Here is a 17,344-nt window from a genome sequence, read left to right on the forward strand (position 1 = left end):
ATCTTCTCGCTTTCAATTGGGCTTTTATATGAGTTGCTATAAAGAGTAATCGTGGGAGCCTACGCCGCAGCTTGATTATCGTGGCGGCGTGTCCCACGTCCCCAGTATGGGGCGGTGTGGGACGGTATGGGAAAAATTATCCCGCCCTCACCTCGAATTGGAAGCTATTTTTTCGCTTCTATTTTTTAGAGGTTACGGCGGGAGAAATATTAGGTTATGTACTACTAAAAACGATCCTAGCGGTGCGTGAGAACCTTCTCAACTCCCAAGCCTGCAAGGAAGTCCACACCAGCGACAAGAGCGGTTAAGGCGATAAGGAAAGCGAAAACAATGAGGGTGTAGTTAACCATCTGACGTGAGGTTGGCCAGATCACCTTCTTCATTTCCGAGCCTACTTCAGGCAGGAAGGAAACAACGGCATTAGCTTTCGAGGAGGTCGGCTCTGCGGCCTCGGCAACTGGCCGCGGTTGCTTTTTCTCATAATCAGCAGTGGAGGTTGTGCTGACACCGGTCAGCTGACGCTTACCCGTAGGGCGTGCGGCACCGCCTGGCGTTGGCTTATCTTCGCTCACGCGACTCTCCTCAAAAAAATTTTATTAGTTGGAAATATATAGAATTCTACGTCGCGTGGATATTCATCCACCCGCAAGAGCTTAACTATATCAAAGATCCACTGCTATCCCATTACTCTCACCCTTACGGGGAGGTCGAGCGCCCATCAGGGCTCTACCGGTGGCATAAATAGAGGCCATGCTTAACAAGGGGTGGGGGCAATAAAAAAGAGCCCCCTGACAGAATCGAACTGTCGACCTTTTCCTTACCATGGAAACGCTCTGCCGACTGAGCTAAGGGGGCACTGCTTCGATGAAACAAACAGATCATGTATCTGTGCTCTTAGTCGCAGCGTGGATCAGATTACAGATATATTAAATTTTTTACAAATTATCCCCATCCTCCCAGTTCAGAGAGGGTTACGGGAGCAAAAAAGCACCAACCTCTTTGAGGGAGGATGGTGCTTTTTCATCTTGCAGGGGCGACAGGACTTGAACCTGCAACCTACGGTTTTGGAGACCGTTGCTCTACCAATTGAACTACGCCCCTATTTATCTTTAGTGATGTTGAAAATAGTACACGATAAAGTGTTTTTTCTTCGTCACCGTAGCGATGGCGAGAATTGAACTCGCGACACAGCGATTATGAGTCGCTTGCTCTACCACTGAGCTACACCGCCATACCTGATTCTTTGGGTTCAAACAAAGAAACAGAGCCCCCTGACAGAATCGAACTGTCGACCTTTTCCTTACCATGGAAACGCTCTGCCGACTGAGCTAAGGGGGCAGATCTCAAGAATAGGATCGATAAAAAGGTAATACCATATCGATCGTCTCGGGAACTGCGAATACTCTAACCCGATCCCAAGCTAGAAAACAAATCGCCTGCTCATCGGATCAAAAATGAAGATAATAAGAAAAACCCCACCGCGTTAGTGAACAAACGGTGGGGTTTGAATCTGTGCCAGGTAGAAGATTCGAACTTCTGTAGGCAATGCCGACGGATTTACAGTCCGCTCCCTTTGGCCGCTCGGGCAACCTGGCGTGCAACACTTTCGTGGTGCGCTTAAGTACCTTACTATATACCCGCTAGCAAACTACAAATCGCCACCTTAACAACCCTATTCTCAAGTTCTCTGGGGAGAACAGCCAACCTTAGCCAACGCGCGCCACTGTAAGGCGCGCTAGCGTGCGCAACGCCTCGGTGGTGGAATTTTGGGGCAATAAATCTAGATTCTTTTCGGCCACCGCCATAAAGCGATGAACATCCGCAAGCGCTTTGTCACGCCCTTTCGACTTTCCCAGTAGTGTCAAGGCGCGGGCGATCTCCTCATCGCTACGCAAAGGGCCAGTAAGAAGGAGGCGTAATTCCTCCCCGATTACAGAATCTTCCTCGAGGGCGTAGAGCACCGGCAAGGTGAATACTCCCTCACGCAGATCCGTCCCCGGCGTCTTACCGGATTGGGAAGAATCAGAGAAAATATCGATAATATCGTCAACGATCTGGAAGATCATACCAATCGCGGAACCGATGGCTTCTACAGCTTTTAGGGTCCTCTCATCGGCACCGGAGTGCAGGGCCCCCAAATAGCCCGCCGCTGCTATGAGAACGCCCGTTTTCTCGTCGATGACCTTCATATAATGATCAACCGCATTACTCTTACCAGCACCGAGAGTTTCTCGCATCTGCCCGGTCACGAGACCACCAAAGGTTTTGGCGAAGTGGGCTACAGTATCGGCCCCTAATTCCGCCATTAGCCGCGAAGCGTGAGCAAGCAGGATATCGCCGGCGAGGATGGCAATCGAATTAGTCCACCGTGCATTGGCCGATTCCACCCCACGGCGTTGAGTTGCCTCATCCATCACATCGTCGTGGTAAAGGGTAGCCAAGTGCGTCATTTCAATAACGATGGCGGCTTTGACGACATCATCGTTCATGGGGTTGGGCCCGTAATTGGAGGCTAGTAACGAAAACATGGGGCGAAAGCGTTTGCCGCCCGCTTTAGTTAAATGCATGACTTTGTCGGTGACAAAATCTTCGCCTTTATTGAGTTCTGCCCGCAGCGTGGCCTCGACTCGAACCATTCCTTCGGCGATTTGCTCGTTGAGAGCATTATCTCCCAGATCGAGGCGTGTACCGATAGCAGAATCACCAGTATGTTGGCGAAGTTCGGCACGGTTGCTCATGCTTTATCTACCTTCTTTTTGTCACAGCCGGTGCGAAGAGTGGTGAGGACAGGAAAGTTAAAGAAATTCTCATATCACCACACCACTTTATCCAACTAACCCCTCAACCGTAGCCGAAACTCGGCCCTTTACATATCCGTGGGGTGGCTAAAGGGCTAGAACCCTTGCAAGAATGGGAACGTGCAAGAAAAAAGGTTAGCAACAGATATTCTCATCATTGGCGCTGGACCCGCCGGATCAAGCGCCGCCCTCTATGCCGCGCGCGCAGGCTATTCCACCATCCTCGTGGACGCCTTAGACTTCCCGCGCGATAAAACCTGCGGAGACGGTCTCACACCGCGGGCTATTACGCAACTAAAAACCCTCGGACTGGCCGAGGAGATCTTAGACCGCTACCACTCCAAGGGATTGAAATTACACGGCTTCGGCGGCGATATCACAGCCCCGTGGCCGGATGGCAGCTTCGGGGATCAAGGCTCAGCGATGCCCCGGCGCGAATTCGATCACCTTCTTTTCACCAAAGCTCAGACAGAGGAAGCGGTTAGCACCATTACCGGGGCTGCGGCTAAAAAAGTGGAGTTCTCCTCCTCGCGGATTAGCCAAGTGGAACTCTCAAACGGAACTATTATTAGCCCGCGCTTCGTCATCGTCGCCGATGGCGTGCGCTCTACTTTCGGAAAATTGCTGGGCAGGACGTGGCATAAAGATAATGTGTACGGGATCGCAGCGCGTTCCTACTGCACAACCGAATATTCTCATGAACAGTGGATTCACTCCCACTTAGAACTCACCAGCCCCGATGGCGTCACCCAACCTGGCTACGGGTGGATCTTCCCCCTTGGTAACGGATATGCCAATGTGGGATGTGGCGCACTATCAACAGAGTCTAGGCCGGCGCAGATCAATACCAAGAAATTGCTCTCCCACTATATTTCTTCCTGCGAAAAAGAATGGGGTTTCGGAGATCCGGAGAATATCGCCTCCGCCCTTCTACCCATGGGTGGATCGGTGTCTAATGTGGCTGGAGCGAACTGGATGCTCATCGGCGATGCCGCCGCTTTGGTTAATCCGCTCAATGGAGAGGGCATTGACTACGGGATGGAATCAGCGGAGTATGCCATTGGAATCCTCGATGAGGCCAAGGATTTTACGCTGATGTGGCCAGATCTCCTCGATCAGCACTACGGTGAAGCTTTCCTCCTTGCGCGAACTGCTGCGAAATTACTAACCTATCCCCGCTTGCTTGATTATCTTGGCCCAATTGGCCTTAGGCGGCCACTGGGCCCGATGCTCATGCCCGCGGCGGCGCGTCTTATGGGTAACCTTGTCACCCCTGAGGATCAAGACCTTATTGCCAGGCTCTGGCGTAGCGCAGGCGCTGCCATCAAACGTTATTCCGCCGCCCCTACCCTGTGGTCGTCGACTGTGCCCACACGCTAGGCCCTGAGTAGATCTAGGTAGGACTGGGTGGCCCTGAGTAGGCCAGGTAGCCCCAGGTAGGCCCTGGGTGGGCCTTGGGTGGGCCTTGGGTGGGCCTTGGGTGATATTAGCTGGCCTCCGCTGGCTTATAGGCGCAATGCAAAGCCACAATGCCAAAGGTGAGGTTAGTCCAAGTACAGTCACTCCACCCGTTGGCATCGATAGCGCTGGCTAATTCCTCCTGCTTGGGCCACGCCCTGATGGTCTCAGCAAGGTATTCATAACTGTCAGGGTTCGAGGACACAACCTTAGCTATCGCCGGTAATAGCCGCATGAGATACTCAATATAGAAGGTGCGGAAAATTGGAAGCGTCGGAGTAGAAAACTCCGCGACCACCAAGCGCCCCCTGGTTTGGTCACGCGTGCCATCTCCCGCAAACCGGCTTGGTAATCGTAGATATTGCGCAGCCCGTAGGAGATAGTCACCGCATCAAAGGTGGCATCGGGGAACGGGAGTGCCATACCATCGCCGCAGACCTTAGGCACGGCCCTCTTCTCTCCGGCAGCTAACATTCCTTGGGAAAAATCACAGGCTATAACCCACGCCCCGGAGCTGGCCAGCTCCTCGGTGGACACAGCGGTCCCCGCGGCGAGATCTAGAACCCTATCGCCTGGGCCAATACCTAAGGCCTGCCTCGTGCGGCGACGCCAGCGGCGGTCCTGGCCGAAACTTAAAACCGTATTGGTGAGATCATATTTCTCCCCCACTTGATCGAACATGCGCGCTACATCGAGGGGTTTTTTATTCATATTTGCCTTAGCCACGCCTTAAAGTCTAACAAGGGCGGATCACGATTGCGCAGCAGCTCTTAGCGCCTGGCTGCTAATTGACGCAAAATGAAACGTCGGAAAGCAAAAAGCAAAGCCGCAATAATGTGCACTACTACCAGCGCACTGAATGCTGGAATAATGGCCAGCGTCCAGGTGCGGCCTTCCACTTTAGCCAGCTCAGGATTAGAACGGGCGTAGGTGATCCATACCCGCTGCCCTACACCCAAACCAGATGGATAAAGCAAACCCGTGCGCGGAGAATGATAAACCCCTTCTTCATCCTGGTATTCAATTGCCGTTTCCAACGCCGATACCGAAGTCACTCGCGCCAGTGCACGGCCTGGATCCTTGCCAATCGCATAATCATTGAGCATGGGGCCGATGAGCATAGCCACGCACCCAATAACAGCCGCGAGATAAATCAGAACTAGCACACGCCTACTCATTCGACGCGCGACAGCCGGATGATAAACGGGGCGACGAGCACTCAAGCGACCAGACATACCGCTTAAGTCTAGTCCCGTGCGCTAAAACGAACCTTCTGCTGCAATTCTTGGTGCATCACCCGGCGCGTATCGCGCACCGTCTTCGCCTCAATGATCTTTATTCCCGGCTGCTCACCGGCATCATCGAGGGCACGCAATAACTCCGCTAAAGAATCGACCCTCTCATAGTCATAGCCATAGGCTGCACTTAACGCTTCGATATCCACCCCGTGGGTTGTACCAAAGGCGAGCTCGAAACCTGGGGCATAGGATTGATCGCCCACCTCAATGGTTTCAAAAATGCCCCCGCCATCATCATTAGCTACCACGATGGTGAAATTCTCGGCTACCGGTGAATAGACGGGAGTAAGCAGCCCCCCACAATCGTGGAGGAAAGTGATATCACCCACCAAAGCCAGAGTATGCGGGGCCCTAATGAGATCGGGTTCGCGCGCCTGTACGGCCAAAGCGATACCGGTTGCCTGCGAGAGATTGCCATCAATACCCGCAGCACCCCGTGGGGTATACAGGTCCACCCCGTCAAAGGGGGCACCGACAAAGGATATATCTCGAACCGGATTGGAGGGTCCGATAAAGAGGGTATCGCCTACCCCAACGGAATCCGCTACCGCTGCGGCCACATGCAACCCTGTAAAGCCGTAGTCGGGGTGGGCGATGGCCTCCCGCACCGCCTCGATGGCGAGCTCGCTGGCGGCGTGGCAGATTTTTATCCACTCTGCACTGACCTCACCGGTCGTTTTAATGCGGCTGCCGCACTGGGCCTCCCGGCGCGCCGGGTTGGTCAGCTGCGCGGTGCGCGAGAGGATAATGAGCTCAATTCTTTCATCGTGAAGCAGATTCATTACGTCGCGGTGCAAGGTGGGATGACCCACCACCACGACTTGTTCTGGCTTAGTTTCCACCACGTACCCATCTGCTGATACGTGGGTGCTATGGAACAGGCTGGCGGCTAGGGGGTGCACTGGGTGATAGGGTGCCGGTGCGGAGGGTTCAGCGATGGTGGGCACGTCTTCGAGCCCAGGGACGCGCCATGCTTCATCACCCGCGATGACGAGGGTGCGCTTGGAGAGGTCAAGAGTAACCTCCCCATGGTCGACTCGTTTAATTCCTCCCTGCACCTTTTCTACCGGGGGTTCCCCGGGAGGCATTGAATCCACCAGGGGCTGGGCGAAATGACAGTTGATATGGACAAAGGTGTGCTCGAAAGCCGTATCGAGGGCGCCGATATCAGCCTGGGTTGAAATGTCGATCGTGGGTTGGCCAAAAATCTGGTGCTGATCAATAGTTTGATTAGCTCCTGTTCCCACCAGATATCGCGGCCGATCGGCTGAGATGATGGCCAGCGGGGTATGGGAATGCAGCGATTCGATCACCGCTGGGTGGCAGTTGGCTACGGCAGAGCCTGAGGTCATGAGCACTCCCACATGGCGGCCCGTGGCGCGCGCCATGCCGAGAGCGAGGAAAGCGGCAGAGCGTTCGTCGATACGCGAATGGATGCGGATATCGCCGCGCGCAATCAACGCTAGAGAGAGGGAGGAATTACGCGAGCCTGGGCAAATCACAATATCGGTGAGGTGCCGCGCTAACTCGCGCGCAATCTCGCGGGCGAGTTCAGGGCTAGAAAGATCCGCATTATTCATGCGATCGATCCTAATGCCCGCAAGCATAAAGGCGCTAACCTCCCCGCAGCTGGTCACATTGAGCCCCATTGTGCGCACGTTAGAGCTCAATTAGCGGCTCATAATGCCGCTCAGCTAGCAGCCTCTTGAGGTTCCTAGCGAATGATCTTAACGGATTTCAATTAATCTTGATCCTATGAATTCATCCGTTTTCCTTCGGTTTCGTCAGTTAGCGCTGGTGGTCATCCTGTTAGGAATTGCCATCATCAGCTTTGGACCGAGTGCACAACCCACCGCCCCGCAACAAGCCCTACCCGACGGCAAAGACTCCACCACGGTGGCGCAGGTTCTTGACTCCCGCCCCGGCGAAGAAACCCTGCCCGCCCTCATTCTCCTCGAATCGACTCAAGGAGCCATCGATCTCCAGGTGGTGGGCCCCTTCGCCGCCGAGCTCGGGGCCCCACCTATTCCCAATAAAGATGGCACAGCCGCATTCATCCCTATGACCGTGCCAGCTGCTAAAGCCGAGGACAATAACGCTCGCATTAAAGACCTCCGCGCCCAAGCTCAGTCTCTCGACCCCTCCATCAAGGCCCAAGTAACCGGGCCTGCGGCAATCCGCGCAGATCTGGCTAATGTTTTCTCTGGCGCTAATTTCCTCCTTCTCGCAGTGACGGGAATTATCGTGGCCATCCTCCTCATTGTGACCTACCGCTCCCCGTGGCTGTGGCTGATTCCCCTGCTCGTGATCGGGGTGGCCGACCGTGTCGCTGCCACCGCCTATACCTGGGTCTTAAGCGCTTTAGGAATGGTGTGGAATGATTCCACTTCAGGTATCCTCTCGGTGCTGGTATTCGGTGCTGGCACCAACTATGCCCTGCTGATTATCTCGCGCTACCGCGATGAACTGACCCGCCACGAGGACCGCTTCGCCGCTATGGCCCATGCGTGGGCGCCGACGGTGAAAACTATTGCGGCGTCCGGGGCAACCGTGATTATCGGCGTGGCCTGCCTGCTTCTTTCTGCTGTTCCCACCACGCGCGGGCTCGGCTTGGCGACGGTGGTGGGGATAATCGTGGCCTTCATTTTCGCGGTATTCGCCCTTCCTGGTATCTTGCTACTTTTCGGGCGGTGGATATTCTGGCCGCGCAGCCCGGGCCTCAACGAAGACAAGCACTCCTCCCTCTGGGATCGGATCGGACAATATGTGGGGCACCAGCCGGTTAAAGTCACAGTGGTCTCGCTGATCTTTCTCTCCCTCGCAAGCCTGGGAGTAGGGGCGATAGAAACCGGCCTGGATCAGCGCAATCAGTTCGTCACAACCCCAGAATCTATTAGTGCCGCCGCAGATCTTGCTCGGGCATTCCCCGATCAAGACGCCACCCCCCTCACCGTTATCACCCAAGAGCCGCAAAAAGTCTCTGAATTACTTCAGAATCAAGGCTATGTGGTGCGCCCTGATCGCCCCGCCGAGCAGTGGAGTGTCTTCAATGTCTCAGGGGCAGATGTCAACGAGGTGCGCGAGGCAGTGCGCGAAACTGATGCACTCGTCGGTGGGGTTGATGCGCAACTCATCGACGCAGAAGAATCCGCCGCTCGCGATCGCATGATCATCTTCCCGCTCATTTTGCTGCTTATCTTCATCGTGCTTGCTGTCATGCTGCGCGCTCTTATTGCACCAGCGGTTATGACCTTCTCGGTGTTGCTCACTAATCTCGCAGCCCTTGGCATAGGCTGGTGGATCTCCACAGCCGTCTTCGGTTTTGAGAAATTTGATAGCTTGACCCCGCTCTATGCTTTCGTCTTTTTGGTGGCCTTAGGTATTGATTATTCGATCTTCCTCATTAGCCGCGCCAAAGAGGAGGCACAGATCTATGGCACTCGTATCGGGGTAATGCGCTCACTGAGTGCCACCGGTGGAGTCATAACCTCAGCTGGTATCCTACTTGCAGCCGTATTCGCCGCTCTCGGAGTACTTCCCCTGGTGGCGCTGGCACAAATTGGCGTCATCATCTTTATCGGAGTGCTGCTTGACACCCTGATTGTGCGCACCATCTTGCTGCCCGCTGTGGTGGAAATTATCGGTGAAAAATTCTGGTGGCCCACTCGGCTTAAAGAAGCTCAAAGCACTCAGTTAGACGCGTGATCCAGAAATCCCGACGGTCAGCTGAGGCTTTAAATTCCGCTACTCGGTCCATATCGGGTTCGAGTAATTCGGTACTCATATGGCCGTCGATCAGCGGGCGTTCAGCGGTGATATCAGCGACAAAAAGCCGCTGGGTTGCCAATCCAGCGGCAGCCGGGGGAACCTCGAAGCCATCGTCGTCATAAAAGACGGGCAAACCGGCGACCGCAGCGATCCCAGCATTCATGCCCACCCCGGTGTCGAGGGCACTAGCGACGGTGATATCAAGGCCGCGGGCACGGTAGAACTCAGCGATTTTTAGAACCGCGCGAGGCCCCCCCAAGGGAGCGGCCTTAACCACAGCTACATCGGCAGCCCGGGTTTCAGCCACATCGTACGGGTCCTCCACGCGCCTTATGGATTCATCGGCGGCCACTCGAACAATAAGTCCACTGCGCAGCAGCAATTCGCGCAGCTCTTTTAACTCAGCGGCACTGCGGCACGGCTGCTCCATATAGTCGAGCGGGCCCAGCCGGTGCGCTGCCTCTAGCGCCTGCGCAACGCTCCAGCCACGATTAGCATCCACCCTGATTTTGGCGTGCGGAACTAACTCACGCACCCGTTGAATGCGCTCGCAATCTTGATCCAGGCTGGTCCCCGCTTCGGCTACCTTCACCTTAATAGTGGTACAGCCCGGGAATTGGGCCAGCACCCCCTCAACCTCCGCGGCTGCAACGGCGGGGATAGTGGCATTGACAGCGATGAGTTCTCGGTTGATAGGTGGTGGTCCCTGGAAGGCCATCTCCATCCCGCAGCGCAACCACTGAACGGCTTCATGAGGTTCATACTCGATAAAGGGTGAAAATTCCCCCCAGCCCTCAGGGCCCTCGATCAGCACTGCTTCACGGTGGTTGAGACCGCGAAAAGCTACCCTCATGGGCAGGCTCACAATATGGGCGCGCTCAATGAGTTCGTCGACTGAGATATCACTGGGAGAAGATACGGTCATGCCCCTTACTATAGCGAGGCAATACTAAGGACAACATCAGTGCCGTTAAGCAGTGTCGTCAAGCAGTGTCGCTAAGCTGAGCCCCCTCGAGTCGGGCCGTGAGGAGACATAGAATCCATAATAGCTCTGAAGTACTCGGATGATCTGGGGCAGGAGAGCCGCGAGCCCGGAGTAGTCAGGAGTAGTCATTTGTGACTACTCCTCCCAAGGCCAAGTCATATCAGCTCACCCCTTGTCGGCAGTAGTGACTTATATAGTCAGCGTTGTCCAGGCACGCTCGTGCTGTCTTTCCTGCCAGCCCTGTTTCTGCTGTCTGTTATGCTCGTCCGGGTGTCGATCTCACCGGTTATATGAGGGGGTGGCGCCCTTCATAGACTTTGGATTAAGCCAGCAACTAGACTACATAGGCATTATGGAGAAAAACCCTGCACCGAGCACCAGCCAACCATTCGACCCAACCCAATGGGCTACCGTCCCAGGTTTCGAAGATTTTACTGATATCACCTATCACCGCCACACCGGCGACGGTCGCGAATACGGAATCGTCCGTATTGCCTTTAATCGCCCCGAGGTGCGCAATGCTTTCCGCCCGCATACTGTCGATGAACTGTACCAAGCTCTTGACCACGCCAGGCGCAGCCCCGATATTGGCACTATTTTGCTCACTGGAAACGGTCCCTCAACCAAGGACGGTGGATGGGCTTTCTGCTCCGGCGGGGACCAGCGTATTCGAGGGCGCTCAGGCTACCGCTATGCCTCGGGAGAAACCGCAGATACCGTCGATGAGGCGCGAACTAAGGTCGAAGGTGGCAGGCTGCATATCCTCGAAGTGCAGCGTCTTATCCGCACCATGCCCAAAGTCGTTATTGCCGTGGTGAACGGGTGGGCTGCCGGCGGTGGTCACTCCCTTCACGTAGTCTGCGATATGACCATTGCCTCACGCCAAGAGGCACGCTTTAAGCAAACCGACGCCGATGTGGGATCCTTTGATGCCGGCTACGGCTCGGCCTATTTAGCGAAAATGGTGGGGCAGAAATATGCCCGCGAAATCTTCTTCCTGGGCCGCACTTATGATGCGGAGACCATGCAGCGCATGGGGGCGGTCAATATTGTGGCCGATCACCAGGACCTAGAAAACGAGGCCATCCAGGTGGGGCGGGAAATCAATTCCAAATCGCCGACGGCGCAAAGGATGTTGAAATTTGCCTTCAACCTCACTGACGACGGACTCATGGGGCAGCAAGTTTTTGCCGGTGAAGCAACCCGCCTGGCCTATATGACCGATGAAGCAGTAGAAGGTAAGGAATCTTTTCTAGAAAAGCGCGACCCCGATTGGTCCTCCTTCCCCTACTATTACTAGATCGCGAATCCCTATGTCTCGTTCTCGCTTGCGCGCCATAACAGTTGATCCAGCTGATCCGCTGCCTTTGATGAGCTCCTTAGAAGAGGCGCTCAGCGGCCAAATGAGCATTCTTCCTTGTGGCCCTGACTTAAGCCAGAACGAGATTTTGCGTGGGCACTGTAGAGTGGGCGCACCCATTGACCCCGAAGTCGCCGTGGTGGTGTCTACCTCAGGGTCCACGGGAACCCCGAAGGGGGCGGAACTTACGCCCGCAAACCTCATCTCTTCCGCCGATGCCACCCATCAATACCTTGGTGGGGAGGGAGCGTGGTTGCTGGCCATGCCCGCACATCATATCGCCGGGTTGCAGGTCTTGGTGCGCAGCATTGTCTCCGGATATGAACCCGAGTTTCTTGATCTCAGCCACGGCTTTTCCATCCAGGAATTTGCCCTAAAGGCCGAGCGCTTGGCGCACTTCCCGGGTCGCATTTATACCGCGCTCACCCCCATGCAGTTGCTCAAAGCCATGGATACCCTCGCCGGTATTGAGGCCTTAAGGCTTTTTCATGCCGTCTTAGTCGGCGGAGCTCCTCTGAGGCGCTCTGATTACGAGGCTGCAGGCCGTCTCGGGATCACCGTGGTACGCACCTACGGATCCTCGGAAACCTCAGGCGGCTGCGTCTACGATGGGCGCCCACTACCTGGGGTCACTATTCAACTACGCGGCGAGCGCATTGCTATCTCCGGGCCGATGGTTGCGCGTGGTTATCGAAATATGAGCGATTCTCCGGCCTTTTTTTCACCCGGCTCGTTCCTCACCTCTGATACCGGTTTTATTGACAATGGCCTATTAACGGTCACCGGCAGGATCGATACCATTATCGATTCCGGGGGGTTAAAAATTCACCCCGAGGTCATCGAGCAGGTGATCGCGAATATCGAGGGTGTCAGCGCCGTGTGCGTCTTAGGGATACCAGATCGACGTCTCGGGGAAGCCATTGTGGCAGCCTATACAGGTACTGCCTCACCAGCGACCATTATTGAGGCCTTCGATGAGATGCCGCGCTGGCAGTTGCCGAAACAGATCACGCGGGTAGAGTCCCTACCACTGAAGGGCCCCGGTAAGATCGATCGCCTTATGGTACGCGAGAAATTTATGCATGATCTGGGCTAACGGGTTTGAATTTCGGTGCGGGCGCGGGCAACAATAGAGTCTATGTCCTCTCCTACATTGCAGCAGTGGTTCCGCGGCGCCCGCCCCAATACCTGGGCTAATGCTTTCGCCCCCGTCATTGCCGGGTCTACCGCCGCGGCAATGGCAGGCAGTTTTAATCTCGGGCGTGCTCTCTTGGCCGTCATCGTAAGCTGGGCTCTCATTGTCGGAGTGAACTACGCCAATGATTATTCTGATGGCATTAAAGGCACCGATGATCAACGTAGCGGCCCTATGCGGCTGGTTGGAAGCGCACTCGCCAGTCCCCACCTAGTTAAGCGGGCTGCTTTTATAGCTTTTGGTATTGCCGGGATCGCCGGTATCACCCTATCGCTATTAAGCGCGTGGTGGCTCATCCTTATTGGGGTGATCTGTATTCTAGCGGCGTGGTTTTATACCGGCGGCACTCACCCCTATGGATATCGTGGTTTAGGCGAAGTAGCTGTCTTTATCTTCTTCGGCCTGGTGGCCGTTTTGGGCACCGAATTCACCCAATCTGGTCGCATCACCATAGTGGGAATTATTCTTGCGGTCAGCATCGGGGCAATGTCTGCGAGCGTCAATCTGATCAATAACCTTCGCGATATCCCCTCTGATAGGTTAACCGGAAAGATCACCCTTGCAGTGCGTTTAGGAGATAGCCGCACCCGGGTTCTCTATTATATTCTCGCCAGCACTCCGGTCATCGGGGCTTTGCTCTTATCCTTTATTGAACCGTGGGCACTTGTGAGTGTGGGCATCGTTCCACTTCTGTGGACAGCGAGCGCGCCGGTGCGCGCACACGCCATGGGCAAAGATCTCATCCCTGTTCTTGCCGGCACGGGCAAAGCGATGATCCTCTTTAGCTTCTTGACGGCGCTCGGACTTATCCTCCCGCAGTGTAGTAGTTAGCGCGCTTAGCGGGAGGCTAGTTCGTCCTGGACCCACTTTTTATAGGCTTTGCGTTGATAGTGCCACTGGGCGACCGCGGTCGTGGCCTTCACCCGCAGCCCTTTGAAGACAAAAACACTCAACGGCATAGCGATCAACAAGGCCAGCATGGCGGAGATAAAAATGGGCACTAGGGCCCCGATCATGGTGGCAATGATTTGAATGAGTGCCGTAAGCAGAATAAAAAGCGCAAGCCTAGCGAGGCCGTATAAGAGGAGGTTTTTCACCGCGGACCGGCGGATCGCTGCATCTGGTTGCTGTGACATATCTTCTAAGACTACCTTATGCCCTCCTCGGGTGATAAAGCAGGTAAAATACAGGCAGACCGTGATTATTCCCCAGATCAACGAGGTGAGTTTTTCTAACCGTGGGCCGCTTTATTCTCTTCTTACTCTTAATCCTGGCTATTTATATTGTGTGGCGGGCCTTCGGCCCCAGCTCATGGCAGCGCACCGTATCAACGGCGAATCCACCGCGAGAAATTAAAGGCCCCGACGACGATGAGGCTTTTCTGTGGGAATTAGAAAAGAAACGCTTTAAGCAGCGCCGCGCCGAGGAATTAGCGGCTCAAGAAGAGGCTGAACGCATCAAAAGAGCGAAGCAGCGGCGGATGGACGGCGACAATCCCGAAGATATATAAAAGCTTTTCTTAACTTAGGCTACCCTTTATAATTGGAGGTATGTCTCGCCCTGAATCTGCGCGCCGCGCGCCGTTGCGTATACCCAACGCTGAGCTCACGCACAGCACCGCCGAGATATTTAAGGTATTAAGCGACCCCACCCGGCTTAAAATCTTGCTCATAGTTGCCAGCAATGCGGGCCAAGAAATATGTGCCCATCACCTCACGGGAGTTTTAGGGGTCTCCGCCCCCACGATCACCCACCATATGAAAAAGCTGATGGCGGCGTCTTTGGTGACGCGCACGAAAAAAGGAAAGTGGGCATATTATGAGCTCGCCCATAACGCCCACTCCGCCAGGCTCATGCCCTTTATCGGCGATTATTTCTAATTGATTCCGGCATAAGAATGCAGCCCGGATACCACTAGGTTGATAAAGAATAGATTGAAAATCATGGTGGCTAGCGCCAGAATATTAATCCACGCCGCCTTGGTATCTCGCCAGCCGGCTGTTGCCCGCGCGTGGAGATACGCTGCATAGAGGATCCAGGTGATAAAAGCGACCGTCTCCTTAGGGTCCCAGCCCCAGAACCGTCCCCAGCTGGCCTCGGCCCAGATGGCTCCTAAAATGATTCCCAAACCAAAAAGGGGAACGGTAATAATAGCCGTGCGGTAGGCTACGGCATCAAGGACTCGTGCCGTTGGTAGTGGCCGGGCTATGGAGCCCAGGAAACCGTGCTCCTGGCCCTTGGGTTGCGCCATCCGGAGCAAATAGAGCACCGACACCACACCGGAGAGCATACCGATAGACCCGCCAATAGAGATGGTACCCACGTGGATGGGCCGCCAGTAGGATTGCAGGATCGGAACCACAGGAGCGGTATCAGCATAGAGCTTGGAACTGGCCAATAGAAGCAGCGCCACCACCGGAGTAATAATCCACGGCCATAGGGCCCGCATCTCTTTTTTGCGCAGGAAAATCGCCGCAATGATCATGGTAAACAGCGTGATCTCGGTGACATATTCGTACAGATTTCCAAAAGGGAATCGGCCCGCGGATATCCCGCGCAAAATCACCGAGGTGGCATGGATAATAATGCCCAGCCATACAACCGCTTGGGTCATACCAGAGAAGGTATCGGCGGAGTTTTTGCTTCGCACCGCTACTGTTTTCGCCTCCCGCTGGGAATCGACAACGGTTTGCGCCTTCATATAGTAAATAACTGACAGCACGAGAGCGAGAATATAGATGCCCACCGCACTAAAAAAGGCGGAATCTGAAAAAGATGCGAGCGTGTAATTAATATTCATCCCGCTTACCTCGTTTCTTGGTCCTTAAACTTGCTGCAACTATAGCCGCCAGCCTACCCAAAGATAAAGCCTAGCTGTCCTCATCCTCCGGCTCAGCGAGCCCAAGAATGCGACGATGAATCCGATAATATTCCTCACCCCACCCGGCGCGATCAGTGCGCGCCAACCCGGCTGTCTCGATAAGGACCGTGCCGTTATCTTGAGGATGCACGCGCACCCAGATGCGGCGGCGCTTGATGGTCACCGATCCAACCAGGGCCGAAAGGAATATTAGAGTGAAAAGGAGAACCCAGATCTGGGTGGGATCGTAGGCTATTTGATAATTGGCAAATTCCTCCGCACCCTCAAAGCGAATGATGGTGCCATCATCGAGGGTAATGTCTTCCCCTTGGGCGAGGTTGACGCGTTCAATTTTTTGTAACTGCCCTGAGCTCATCAAGGTGGGGTCGATGGCGAAGATACTTTGCGATTGTCCGGAATCGAGCCCGTTATCGCCGCGGTAGATATCGATAGCCACCGCCGGATCGCGCATTTCTGGGAAACGGGAGGCCAAGATATCGTTATTCTCCCCGCTCCACGCCGCGGTGGGTGCGAAGAGCCCTTGAATGGTCAGCTGATTCTGCCGGCGGGAAAAGAGATCGTCATACATTCCTACCGGTGGGTCGAAGCGCATCACGCCGGAGGAGAGGAAGAAAGTGGGGTCGTCGGGCCTAAACTGCACGGTTTGGGTGCGTTCTTCTCCATTTGGCCATATCACCTTTATGGTGGGGGCATAGCCATGGCCTTGGAGGTAAATGCGGTCGCCGGCGATTCTTAAGGGGTGATTGACCTCGAGGGTGGTCGATGCCCACGTGGATTCATCGCGGAAAATATCATCACCGATGGCATAGGAAAGATCAGAGCGGAAATTTTCGGCCTGGCCATTGGGTAGATAATCGGCCACAAAATTATGGGCTGTGAAACAAAAGGGGTGAAGCCCAGTACCATCGAAAAGCGGTCCGGCGCGGAAGGAGTCGAAGTTGGCGGTGGCAGTATTACAGAACTGGGAATTGATACCTGGTTTATCGGTGGCGATGATAATAACTTGCCCTTCGTAGTACACCATGCGGCCAATGGCCATGGCGACGAGCATACCCACAAGAGCGATATGGAAGATGAGGTTGAAGAATTCCCGGATATATCCTTTTTCAGCCGCGATACTGCGAATATGGGCGCGATCGTCGGCGGGTGAATACTCAGCAATATTCCAGCCCTTAAGTGCCGCACGTGCCGTTGAGAGGGCTTGAGCTTCTGTTCCTATAAAAACTCCCTGCCCATGCAGAGGTAGCCGGTGCAAATTTTTCGGCGCCCTCGTTGGTGGGGTGCGCATGGCCTGGTAGTGATCAATACTGCGCGGGATGATACAGCCGATCAGGGAAATGGTGAGCAGGACGGCTATGGCTTTAAACCAGGTGGAGGAAAAGACGTCAAATAGTTGTAGGCGGTCATAAATCTCAGCAATGCGTCCGTGCTCGATGAGGTACTCGTCAACATTGGCGGCATTGAGCGAGCGCTGGGGCAAAAGGGCGCCAGGGATGGCGGCGATGGCGAGGAGGCATAATAATGCGAGTGCTGTGCGCATGCTTGTCAGCCACTGCCACGCTTTTTTCACCATGACAACCCTTTCTTATTCATTCTCCGGC

The 17,344-nt window shown here is 54.8% G+C and carries 16 protein-coding genes, 5 tRNA genes and 1 pseudogene; 7 read left to right on the top strand and 15 right to left on the bottom strand.

What is annotated here, in order from left to right; all coding sequences use genetic code 11:
• Window positions 1-236: 236 nt before the first annotated feature.
• The 7 genes from secE to N7326_RS03825 all read right to left on the bottom strand — a co-directional run bounded on the left by secE (window position 237) and on the right by N7326_RS03825 (window position 2,738).
• The gene (secE, locus tag N7326_RS03795) at window positions 237-572 is read right to left on the bottom strand and encodes a preprotein translocase subunit SecE (RefSeq protein WP_259077539.1); all 336 of its coding nucleotides are present in this window, start codon (window positions 570-572) and stop codon (window positions 237-239) included.
• A gap of 210 nt (window positions 573-782) precedes the next feature.
• Window positions 783-855 (bottom strand) — tRNA-Thr (locus N7326_RS03800).
• Window positions 856-1,028: 173 nt separating this feature from the next.
• A tRNA-Trp gene (locus tag N7326_RS03805) sits at window positions 1,029-1,101 on the bottom strand.
• A 58-nt stretch (window positions 1,102-1,159) separates the two neighbouring features.
• Window positions 1,160-1,231: transfer RNA gene (locus N7326_RS03810), tRNA-Met, on the bottom strand.
• A gap of 34 nt (window positions 1,232-1,265) precedes the next feature.
• Window positions 1,266-1,338 (bottom strand) — tRNA-Thr (locus N7326_RS03815).
• 175 nt (window positions 1,339-1,513) lie between these two features.
• Window positions 1,514-1,595 (bottom strand) — tRNA-Tyr (locus tag N7326_RS03820).
• Window positions 1,596-1,706: 111 nt separating this feature from the next.
• Window positions 1,707-2,738, bottom strand: a complete 1,032-nt coding sequence (locus tag N7326_RS03825) for a polyprenyl synthetase family protein (protein WP_259077540.1) — start codon at window positions 2,736-2,738, stop codon at window positions 1,707-1,709.
• Between the two features lie 180 nt (window positions 2,739-2,918).
• On the opposite strand from N7326_RS03825, the gene N7326_RS03830 reads away from it, so the two are divergent.
• The gene (locus N7326_RS03830) at window positions 2,919-4,178 is read left to right on the top strand and encodes a geranylgeranyl reductase family protein (protein ID WP_263088177.1); all 1,260 of its coding nucleotides are present in this window, start codon (window positions 2,919-2,921) and stop codon (window positions 4,176-4,178) included.
• Window positions 4,179-4,284: 106 nt separating this feature from the next.
• On the opposite strand, the pseudogene N7326_RS03835 reads toward N7326_RS03830, so the two are convergent.
• From N7326_RS03835 to menD, 3 genes and pseudogenes are all read right to left on the bottom strand, one after another.
• Window positions 4,285-4,982 (bottom strand): annotated as a pseudogene (locus tag N7326_RS03835) (demethylmenaquinone methyltransferase).
• 44 nt (window positions 4,983-5,026) lie between these two features.
• Window positions 5,027-5,491, bottom strand: a complete 465-nt coding sequence (locus N7326_RS03840; RefSeq protein WP_259077544.1) for a DUF3592 domain-containing protein — start codon at window positions 5,489-5,491, stop codon at window positions 5,027-5,029.
• A gap of 11 nt (window positions 5,492-5,502) precedes the next feature.
• A complete protein-coding gene (gene menD, locus N7326_RS03845) occupies window positions 5,503-7,134 on the bottom strand; it encodes a 2-succinyl-5-enolpyruvyl-6-hydroxy-3-cyclohexene-1-carboxylic-acid synthase (protein WP_259158168.1) in 1,632 nt (543 codons plus the stop codon).
• Between the two features lie 175 nt (window positions 7,135-7,309).
• Here menD and N7326_RS03850 point away from each other — a divergent pair, with 175 nt between their 5' ends.
• Window positions 7,310-9,259, top strand: a complete 1,950-nt coding sequence (locus N7326_RS03850) for an MMPL family transporter (RefSeq protein WP_263088178.1) — start codon at window positions 7,310-7,312, stop codon at window positions 9,257-9,259.
• On the opposite strand, the gene N7326_RS03855 is transcribed toward N7326_RS03850, so the two are convergent.
• Both N7326_RS03855 and N7326_RS03860 read right to left on the bottom strand, forming a co-directional pair.
• Complete coding sequence (locus tag N7326_RS03855; RefSeq protein ID WP_263088180.1) at window positions 9,225-10,247, bottom strand: o-succinylbenzoate synthase; 1,023 nt, start codon at window positions 10,245-10,247, stop codon at window positions 9,225-9,227. The two genes, N7326_RS03850 and N7326_RS03855, sit on opposite strands and share 35 nt — an antisense overlap.
• Before the next feature lie 45 nt (window positions 10,248-10,292).
• Window positions 10,293-10,436: a hypothetical protein gene (locus N7326_RS03860; protein WP_263088181.1), complete on the bottom strand. Its 144-nt coding sequence runs from the start codon at window positions 10,434-10,436 to the stop codon at window positions 10,293-10,295.
• Window positions 10,437-10,659: 223 nt separating this feature from the next.
• On the opposite strand from N7326_RS03860, the gene N7326_RS03865 reads away from it, so the two are divergent.
• Genes N7326_RS03865 through N7326_RS03875 form a run of 3 tightly spaced genes read left to right on the top strand, consistent with a single transcriptional unit; the run spans window position 10,660 to window position 13,693 of the window.
• Window positions 10,660-11,607, top strand: a complete 948-nt coding sequence (locus N7326_RS03865) for a 1,4-dihydroxy-2-naphthoyl-CoA synthase (RefSeq protein WP_259077548.1) — start codon at window positions 10,660-10,662, stop codon at window positions 11,605-11,607.
• Window positions 11,608-11,620: 13 nt separating this feature from the next.
• Window positions 11,621-12,763, top strand: coding sequence for an o-succinylbenzoate--CoA ligase (menE, locus tag N7326_RS03870; RefSeq protein WP_263088183.1), 1,143 nt, complete (start codon window positions 11,621-11,623; stop codon window positions 12,761-12,763).
• 42 nt (window positions 12,764-12,805) lie between these two features.
• Window positions 12,806-13,693, top strand: a complete 888-nt coding sequence (locus N7326_RS03875) for a 1,4-dihydroxy-2-naphthoate polyprenyltransferase (protein ID WP_259077555.1) — start codon at window positions 12,806-12,808, stop codon at window positions 13,691-13,693.
• Between the two features lie 5 nt (window positions 13,694-13,698).
• Here the strand turns inward: N7326_RS03875 and N7326_RS03880 are convergent, their stop codons facing one another.
• The gene (locus N7326_RS03880) at window positions 13,699-13,998 is read right to left on the bottom strand and encodes a DUF4229 domain-containing protein (protein ID WP_259077557.1); all 300 of its coding nucleotides are present in this window, start codon (window positions 13,996-13,998) and stop codon (window positions 13,699-13,701) included.
• 101 nt (window positions 13,999-14,099) lie between these two features.
• Between N7326_RS03880 and N7326_RS03885 the strand changes: the two genes are divergently transcribed.
• Together N7326_RS03885 and N7326_RS03890 are read left to right on the top strand one after the other, a co-directional pair.
• Entirely contained in the window at window positions 14,100-14,372 is a 273-nt protein-coding gene (locus N7326_RS03885; RefSeq protein WP_259077560.1) for a hypothetical protein, read from the top strand.
• A gap of 40 nt (window positions 14,373-14,412) precedes the next feature.
• Entirely contained in the window at window positions 14,413-14,742 is a 330-nt protein-coding gene (locus N7326_RS03890) for an ArsR/SmtB family transcription factor (RefSeq protein WP_259077565.1), read from the top strand.
• Here the strand turns inward: N7326_RS03890 and ccsB are convergent.
• Window positions 14,739-15,662: a c-type cytochrome biogenesis protein CcsB gene (gene ccsB, locus N7326_RS03895; protein WP_263088185.1), complete on the bottom strand. Its 924-nt coding sequence runs from the start codon at window positions 15,660-15,662 to the stop codon at window positions 14,739-14,741. The genes N7326_RS03890 and ccsB overlap by 4 nt on opposite strands.
• Window positions 15,663-15,732: 70 nt before the next feature.
• A complete protein-coding gene (locus N7326_RS03900; RefSeq protein WP_259077571.1) occupies window positions 15,733-17,316 on the bottom strand; it encodes a cytochrome c biogenesis protein ResB in 1,584 nt (527 codons plus the stop codon).
• Between the last annotated feature and the right edge of the window lie 28 nt (window positions 17,317-17,344).

The sequence above is a fragment of the Corynebacterium sp. ES2794-CONJ1 genome, assembly GCF_025660615.1.
GTDB lineage: Bacteria > Actinomycetota > Actinomycetes > Mycobacteriales > Mycobacteriaceae > Corynebacterium.